This is a genomic window from Rhizobium sp. EC-SD404, assembly GCF_902498825.1.
Classification (GTDB): Bacteria; Pseudomonadota; Alphaproteobacteria; order Rhizobiales; family Rhizobiaceae; genus Georhizobium.
The window spans coordinates 1-7,433 of the sequence record NZ_LR701443.1; the positions used below are offsets into that span (position 1 = coordinate 1).

At 58.2% G+C, this 7,433-nt stretch carries 7 protein-coding genes; 6 read left to right on the forward strand and 1 reads right to left on the reverse strand.

Features of this window, described 5'->3' with window-relative positions; all coding sequences use genetic code 11:
- From GC125_RS19850 to GC125_RS00020, 4 genes are all read left to right on the forward strand, one after another.
- Positions 1 to 897, forward strand: an 897-nt coding sequence (locus GC125_RS19850; RefSeq protein WP_199864369.1) for a hypothetical protein, incomplete at its 5' end; no start/stop codon positions are given.
- 245 nt (positions 898 to 1,142) lie between these two features.
- Positions 1,143 to 1,340, forward strand: coding sequence for a helix-turn-helix domain-containing protein (locus GC125_RS00010; protein WP_151983164.1), 198 nt, complete (start codon positions 1,143 to 1,145; stop codon positions 1,338 to 1,340).
- Positions 1,341 to 1,456: 116 nt separating this feature from the next.
- The gene (locus tag GC125_RS00015) at positions 1,457 to 3,295 is read left to right on the forward strand and encodes a tyrosine-type recombinase/integrase (RefSeq protein ID WP_151983165.1); all 1,839 of its coding nucleotides are present in this window, start codon (positions 1,457 to 1,459) and stop codon (positions 3,293 to 3,295) included.
- Between the two features lie 116 nt (positions 3,296 to 3,411).
- Positions 3,412 to 4,413: a site-specific integrase gene (locus GC125_RS00020; protein ID WP_151983166.1), complete on the forward strand. Its 1,002-nt coding sequence runs from the start codon at positions 3,412 to 3,414 to the stop codon at positions 4,411 to 4,413.
- Between the two features lie 229 nt (positions 4,414 to 4,642).
- On the opposite strand, the gene GC125_RS00025 is transcribed toward GC125_RS00020, so the two are convergent.
- Positions 4,643 to 4,939 carry a PRC-barrel domain-containing protein gene (locus GC125_RS00025; protein WP_151983167.1) on the reverse strand — a complete coding sequence of 99 codons (297 nt, stop codon included), beginning with the start codon at positions 4,937 to 4,939 and terminating at the stop codon, positions 4,643 to 4,645.
- Between the two features lie 332 nt (positions 4,940 to 5,271).
- Between GC125_RS00025 and GC125_RS00030 the strand changes: the two genes are divergently transcribed.
- Both GC125_RS00030 and GC125_RS00035 read left to right on the forward strand, forming a co-directional pair.
- A complete protein-coding gene (locus GC125_RS00030; protein WP_151983168.1) occupies positions 5,272 to 6,261 on the forward strand; it encodes an alpha/beta hydrolase in 990 nt (329 codons plus the stop codon).
- A gap of 777 nt (positions 6,262 to 7,038) precedes the next feature.
- Positions 7,039 to 7,272, forward strand: a complete 234-nt coding sequence (locus GC125_RS00035; protein ID WP_151983169.1) for a hypothetical protein — start codon at positions 7,039 to 7,041, stop codon at positions 7,270 to 7,272.
- Positions 7,273 to 7,433 lie beyond the last annotated feature (161 nt).

Sequence of the window (7,433 nt, forward strand, 5' to 3'; positions counted from 1 at the left end):
CTGAAGATGGGTCGTCTGGCAGGGCCATATCCTCGAAAGAAGGCGCAGGAGCTCAGAATCGTCAATCTGCCATCGAGGTATCAGTACTTTTTGCTTCGTTTCATTAGCAAACAGTCACCGAAATACGTTCAGGATCCTGTTCGCGCCAAGTTCGAGGAGCGCATAGCAGATGCTTGCCTTTATTACCTGTCGTTGAGGTTTGGGGACACTCGCGGTCCAAGATTAACAGCGAAAGCTTCATATGCGGTGTCGACCCTTACTTTCGCGGCCCGGCTAGAAGGCATTCGCAGAAGCGCTGATGAAATAGCGGAGCTTGTCGCACATCCCCTGACGAACAAGCGGGCGATAGAGGACCTGGCGGGACACCGACGGCGATTGCTCACCTATCTGGAACCTGAGGGATCGACAGAATATGCCGATCGGACCTTCACCCTCGAAGATCTCGAAGACGGGAGCGGCGACGAAGTGATCATAAACGCAATGATGATTCACCGCGCAACCGACTTGCCGCAGCTTTTCAAGAATATTCGGCTGCTTGTGGAATCGCCTGACCCAGCTGCCGCGGCGATGGCCGCAACATGGATAACCGAACGCGTCAGGCCTGCTCTTGAACGACATGAACGCGTTTATGGGCTGCTGACGCGCCGCGGCAATTCTGGCGACCGAGCGCTGGAAGCATGGATCGACGACATGCTGACGATCTGGGAGAAGTTTTTGGGGCGTGAGATTGCCACATCTGTCGCCAGCCCAGGCGACAAGCGCGAGGGCAAGGCTGGCGGGCCGCTGATCCGCTACCTCATGGATTTTGGGGACATCTTGGGCATCGAGCTAAGCCCTGACGCGTGGCGTCGACATGTCCGCGATGCCTTGGTGATCCGAGAATCAAAAAATATTTAAATTGGCCATTTAGACCGCCGACGTCCGGTCAGCGAACGTCGATCCATGTCAGATCGACCGCGCCCAACCACCAATATCATCCCAGAGGCGGCCTCCCGCTCCGAGCCTGAAGACGCATTGCATCGTCTCGCGGCTCTGCTGGGAGCTGCATTCGCCCGCGAGCTCGCCGGCAAACAGCTTCCACCGAACGACCCATCCAACCGGAACCCGGATAACGCCCAAAGCTCTCCCAAGGGTCAGCTGTGATGCTGCTGCGCGTCTCGGAAGCCGCATCCCTCCTCGCCTGCTCGGACCGCACAATGCGGCGTTGGATCGCGAAAGGCATCATTGCGTCGGTCAAGATCGGCGGCGCTCGCCGGGTCCCCGAGAGCGAGATTTCCAGGATCCTGAACGTCGTTCCGGACGGCTACTGGAGGGCGGATGATGACCAGCAACAACAGTGACTTAGGCGGCTCTCGGGAGAACTCTCCGGCAAAAGTCGTTCCACCTTTTATGCGATAGAACTCCCGAATGACCGCTTCTGACATCGATTGACCAAACCAAGTTTTGGAGCAGCAAAATGAACCAGATCAGTTTCGATTTCACCGTCAGCATGACGGTCCATTCCGTGGCCGACCTCATGCGCTTGATCGAGTTGACTCCGCTCAAGCCCAACGAGAAGCGCGACCTCGTCTCGGCCCTGCGCCGCACCTGCGAGATGTCAGCTAAAGACCCAGCCTATGTCGAGGCGTCTCCGCCTGTCCTTCGCGGTCTCCTTGAAGCGATCAATCCGGCCGCCCACGGCATCACGCCAAAAACGTTCACCAACACTCGCTCACTCGTTAGCAAGGCGCTGGTACATGGAGGCTTCGTCGATAGCGTTCGTGGTCGTGCCATGAGGTGCCTGATTTGGGGAGAGCTGGCAAAGCGGGCTCAGGCCGATCGCAAGACTGCAGCGGGTCTGGTGACCTTCATGGGGTTCTGCTCCCTCCAGAACATTGAGCCCTCGGCAGTGACGGACGAGACGGTGCAGTCCTATCTGGGCTGGTTGACCAATCGGACAGTGCTGCATGACCCGCAGGATCTGGCTCGCCAAGTCCCTACCTTCTGGGAGCGGCTGCGCGCCCATCATCCCGAAGAGGGTTTGCAGGCCTTGCAGAAGGTCAGCTTCGCAAAGCCGCGTAAGTCGTCTTGGGACGACCTGCCATCTGAGCTCCGTGCCGATGCCGAAGCGTATCTCAAGATGCGTGAGGATCCGGACCTTGAGGACGCAGACGCCCCGCTGCGCCCGCTCGCCAAGTCGACGCTTCGTCAGATCCGAGCATATCTGCGGCTCAGTTATGCTGCGGTGGTCGATAGTGGTGGCACCACCCCGCTCTGCCTCGCGGATCTTGTGAAGCCTGAATCCCTGAAGGCGATCATCGTTGCCTATCGCAAGAGCGACGGCACCACGAGCGCTTTCCTCGGCAGCCTGGTCCAGTGCCTGATGGCGGTGGCAGAGCTCCATGTGAAGCTCGCGGCTGCTGAGATCGCAGTGCTCAAGAAGAAGACAAAGCACTTTCGGCACTCTCCCGTCGGGTTGACCCAGAAGAACAAGACCCTGCTGCGCCATTTCGACGATGAGACCCTCTGCGCCAAGCTCTTCCGCCTGCCTGATCAGCTCATGCGTAAAGGCCGGGAGTTGATGGCGCGCGATTTGGCCAAAGCCGCACGTCAGTTTCAGATTGGGTTGGCGATTGGCATCCTTCTCAATGCGCCGATGCGCTCGCAGAACCTCATTGCACTCGATCTCGGTTGCCACATCAAATTCGACCGGGGCAAGGCGAAGGCCCGCATTCTGATCCCCGCTGCCGAGACCAAATCGAAGCGCATGGATCTCTTCTTCGAGCTCTCGGAACATCTGAGCGAGGCCCTTCTCTGGTATCAGAACAATATGCTCCCGGCACTTCAGGCAAACAGCCATGGCCAGGTGTTCGTCCAGCCGGGAGGTGATGGGCGCAGCCAGGCCAATCTCGCCAATCTGATCAAAAGCGCGGTTCGCAAGGAACTCGGCATTCACATGACGCCGCATCAGTTCCGCCATCTGGCGGCCAAGCTCTATCTCGATGCCCATCCAGAGGACTTTGAGACCGTGCGCGGGGTGCTTGGCCATTCGTTCACCAAGACGACGATGACCTATGCCGGCCTCGGCACGGAGCGATCGAGCAGGGTCTATGGCAAGTTCATCGTTGATGAGAGCGCCAAGCTCGGCCGCCGCCGTCAGCACGCAAAGACTGGTTCTGCCAAGACCGTTCCCGCCAAGGCCAAACCCGCCAAAGCCACCAAGCCGAAGCTGCTCTATGACAAGCGTGAAGAGGCAAAACCCGCGACGGACGAGTCTGCAGAGGCCAAGCCGGAGAAGGGAGAGCGGGACAAATGAGCGAGGCTCAGCACATCCTGAAGAGCGGCTGTCTCGGTGGCCTCAAGCATCCTCCGCAAAGCCACTGGCCTGAACCGGACCGTCGCTCTTTCGATGCTGCGTTTCAGCAAGGCGATGTGTTCGACGACGAGGCGGGAGCTGCAGCCCATTGGAGCTGCGGCACCCGTCGGCATGCGGAGATCGGCTATGGCCGCTGGCTGGCCTATCTGCGTGATCATGTCACCGGCGCGCTCGACGAGCTGCCGATCGAGCGACTGACGCGAGAGCGCGTCCGCGCGTTCATCGCAGTCCTGCGCGACGAGGTCCGCATGACCACAGCCGCGTCAATCGTCGATGGTGTCTATCAGACCGCTCGGATCATGGCCCCTGATCGCGACTGGGATTGGCTCCGGCGTTTTCAGCGCCGGCTCCAGAACGAGGCGGAACCGCTCAACCGCTACCCTGCCCTCACCCCAACGCCCGAGACGTATGCGTTCGGTATCGATCTGATGGAGCGTGCCAAGGCTGCCCCTTCCGCGAGCCATCTCTTGAACGAGATCACGTACCGCATCGGACTGGTCATTGCCCTGCTGAGCCTCTGGCCAATCCGCCGGCGCAGCCTCGCTAGCTTGACCGTCGATCGGCATCTGATCCGCTCAGTTAGTGGTGTCACCCTCTGTCTCTACCCCGAGGACACCAAGTCGAAGCGAGAGGAGGCTTTTGCCATACCGTCGGAGCTCCGGCCCTTCGTCGAGCACTATCTCAATCACGTACGGCCGCGGCTCATGCGCGCGGGACAGCCGGGCGCGTATGACCACAATGCGTTCTGGGTCTCGCAGCGCGGCACCCCTCTTACCGCCGATCGGCTCTATGCCTCCGTGCGGAGCGAGATCAGTGCCGCATTCGGCAAGCCCATGGGGCTCCACGACTTCCGTCGCTCGGCAGCCACGACCTTCGCGATCGAACGACCGGAGCTGGCACGGCTCATCCCTTGCGTTCTTCAGCACAGCACGATGGATGTCGCCGATCGTCATTACAAACTCGCCGGATCAGCAAAGGCCGCGCGACGCTATGCCAAAAGCCTATGCGAACTTCAGGACCGGGTCGTTCCCAAGGACGACTACTGGAACAGCAATTGAACACGTCGTTTTATCTTATCTTTAAGCACGTGTCGCAGCAGTTCCCAGCGCCCATCCACATCGTTCGTTGTTGTATTTCCCGCTAATCTTTGGCTGCACCGGCTACGCGGCAAAGGACCGCGCGAAAGCAACGAGGCCATCGCGTGCGCATTGATGGAGCAATCATCGACGGGTCGAGCTTTGACCCGTCGATAGGGTGAAGAGCCCCGCGTTTACAGGGCCATTCTGTTCAGTCTTTATGCTCAGGCATGTCCTTGAGCTGGTCCTTGGTCCAGGTGGTGACGGCATGAACCGTCCCGCTTTCGTCGCGCATGATGTCGAGTTCGCTGGCCGCGACTGCGACAGACTTTGCGCCGAAGCCAAGGAAGCCGCCGACATCGATGACAACTCGCCCGGTATTACCGACGCCGTGCATATGCGCGATGGTGCCAACCTTTTCGTCGTTGGCGCCATAGACAGTCGCACCCTTGAGGTTGCGGTCGGTTATTTCGATGTCCGTAAGCCTGACGTGTCTGCTGTGGTCCATTTCCTGGCCTCCTCTTGCTTTTTGCGAGGAGGCAACACTGGGCTCGCGCCTCTGTTCCAACGCAGGTGAAATGGCATGGCAAATGTGATCGCAATGTTTCGCGACACCTTAATCAACCACGTCCCTCATTAATTCCCGTCTGGTCCCCGTTCAGAAGCATTTGGGTAATTACAGCCGAAGGAGGACAGGCGGCCGTAAGCTCGAAAGGATCAGTGTAATGCTTTCACTACGACCCCCGCGAGCAGCGGCATTCATCAAGATTGATTCCAAATGTGGTGATCTTCGCCTGATGATGTCGGCGCATTGTTCATCCAGCCAGGGAGGGTCCCTACATGCCTTTGCTGCCCGGTTCGCTGATTACTCGTCGTACCGCCCTCACATCCGCGACGAGCCTACTCGCCATTCCTGCTCTCGGCCAAACGACATGTCAGTACGGAATGCCTGACGATCACGTGAAAGGCCCGCCAGTCTGGCTTAAGCTCGACCAAGAAGAATTGGATGCGGCGTATCGACAAGAGGTCTATCAGCCGCTTCTCGATGAGATCGACTCGCGCATCTATTCGCTCAGCTACGATCTGCGCGTCAGACGAGGCTATCCTGAGCGGGCCATCTATGGTGATCATCCCGATGAAGGGATGGACATTTATCGGGCAGACCGCCGGCAAGCCCCAGTCTTTGTCTTCATCCATGGCGGAACTTGGCGGTATGGCAATGCTGGGGATTCCGGCTTTGAGGCTGAGATGTTCATGGATCGGGGCGCGCACTTCGTGGTGCTCGATTTCTCCGATGTGCGCGAGGCGAACAACGACCTAAACGTATTAGCGGGCCAGGTACGTCGCGGCGTCGCTTGGGTGGTGAAGAACGCCGATAGTTTCGGCGGGGACCCCGACCGTGTCTATATTGGTGGTCACTCCTCTGGCGGACACCTTGCTGCTGTAGCGCTGACGACCAATTGGACGGAGTTTGGTTTGGCAGATGACGCGGTGAAGGGTGGGCTCCTGATGAGCGGCATGTACGACATGGAGCCAGTGAGACTTTCCTATCGCAGGAACTACATCGCATTCACTGACGCGATGGAAGAGGCAATGAGCCCGCAGCGCCATATTGATCGCATCAATGCTCCGCTTTTCGTCTCCTACGGCACCCTGGAAACACCGGAGTTCATTCGCCAGGCTAAGGATTTTGCTGCGGCTGTGCAGGCTGCAGGAAAATCTGCGCAACTCGTCGTCGGCCACAACTATTTTCATCAGGATATGTGGGAGACGTTGGGCAATCCCTATGGGCCGAATGGTCGCGCGGCGGTCGAGATGATGGGACTGTAACCGCTACCTCGCAGATTTCGTCGAGAAGCCGCGACAGGCATCGCGGGGCGTCTCGCTGTTGCAGCTGCGGCGGATTATCCTAGTGGGCTGCCCTCAACGCATTGTGTCTACATATCTCTAGGTTTGTGCACGCCTTTGTCCCTAATTGTAACGCAAGAAGGCCCCGACGCGGTCTGGCAGTTTCGCTTAGAATAAAGCGCGATGCTGTCGTGCAGATCGGGGAGGCTAACCATTTTCTACGGGCGCGCAGCGGGTGGGCGTGAGCCGAAATCTGCTTGCGTGGGGGAGATGAAGTTTTCGAAGCAACCGAGAGGAGATAGGAATTAGGCGGCAGGGATAAGGCATCTGAAGCAGAAGCCCGCGTCTGTCGCATTTGGCGAGCGCGGCGCTCTTGCACGAAGATGCAGCTATCGAGATGGAAGGGACGATAGCATCTCGATAGCTGCAAACCGCCCTCTTGTCGGGGCTTTCTATAGCTATAAGATTTCGTGAGCATATGAGTTCCAACGAAAATTCACGTCGCAAAAGGGCCGTCTCCGAGAGGGTACGGCTACCCCGCCGCCGTACTCCGGTCGATCGCGCGTGCGAAAATCTCAGCACCGTGAACGACGGACTGATCGTTGAAGCGCAGACGCGTCAATGAGAAATTTTACTTCTTAATTGCCTTAACGCGACAACCTTCCGTTCACCATCGTCCTGTGGAGAAATGAAGCCAGGATTGAACTCGCCAGTGAACCTCGTCCTTTTATGCCGAGGGGACAGAAAGGTAGAGAGGTGTTGACCCTGATGGTGGATATCGAGACCATTGCTGCGCACTTGGCCAGCGACACAACGATCAGCGACAATGAACTCATCCTGTTGATCAGAGATCTGCGGGCCGCCACAGAGCAACAAACGGTGGTCGAACTGGAGAAATACAAAATCCGCAAGGTGCTTGAAGCCTGCGCGACATTTCGCGATCTGGAAGTACTTGGACTACCGGCTTTCAAAGTGCCGTCCCACCGCCGTTGAGAAAGGCGACGCCTTCTGCCTCTTGTGGCCAGGTCGGCAATCATGACGAAACAGGAGTCTTCACCGCATCGCCGTTGTAGGCGACGCGAAACGCTTTACGTCCACATGGACGCGAACCGCAGAATTGCAATCAGCCCTTAACGTAGGAGACGGACTGTTAT

Coding starts and splice junctions, on each gene's coding strand:
- GC125_RS00010 (WP_151983164.1), top strand. CDS start 1,143: ATGCTGCTGCGCGTCTCGGAAGCCGCATCCCTCCTCGCCTGCTCGGAC.
- GC125_RS00015 (WP_151983165.1), top strand. CDS start 1,457: ATGAACCAGATCAGTTTCGATTTCACCGTCAGCATGACGGTCCATTCC.
- GC125_RS00025 (WP_151983167.1), bottom strand. CDS start 4,939: ATGGACCACAGCAGACACGTCAGGCTTACGGACATCGAAATAACCGAC.
- GC125_RS00030 (WP_151983168.1), top strand. CDS start 5,272: ATGCCTTTGCTGCCCGGTTCGCTGATTACTCGTCGTACCGCCCTCACA.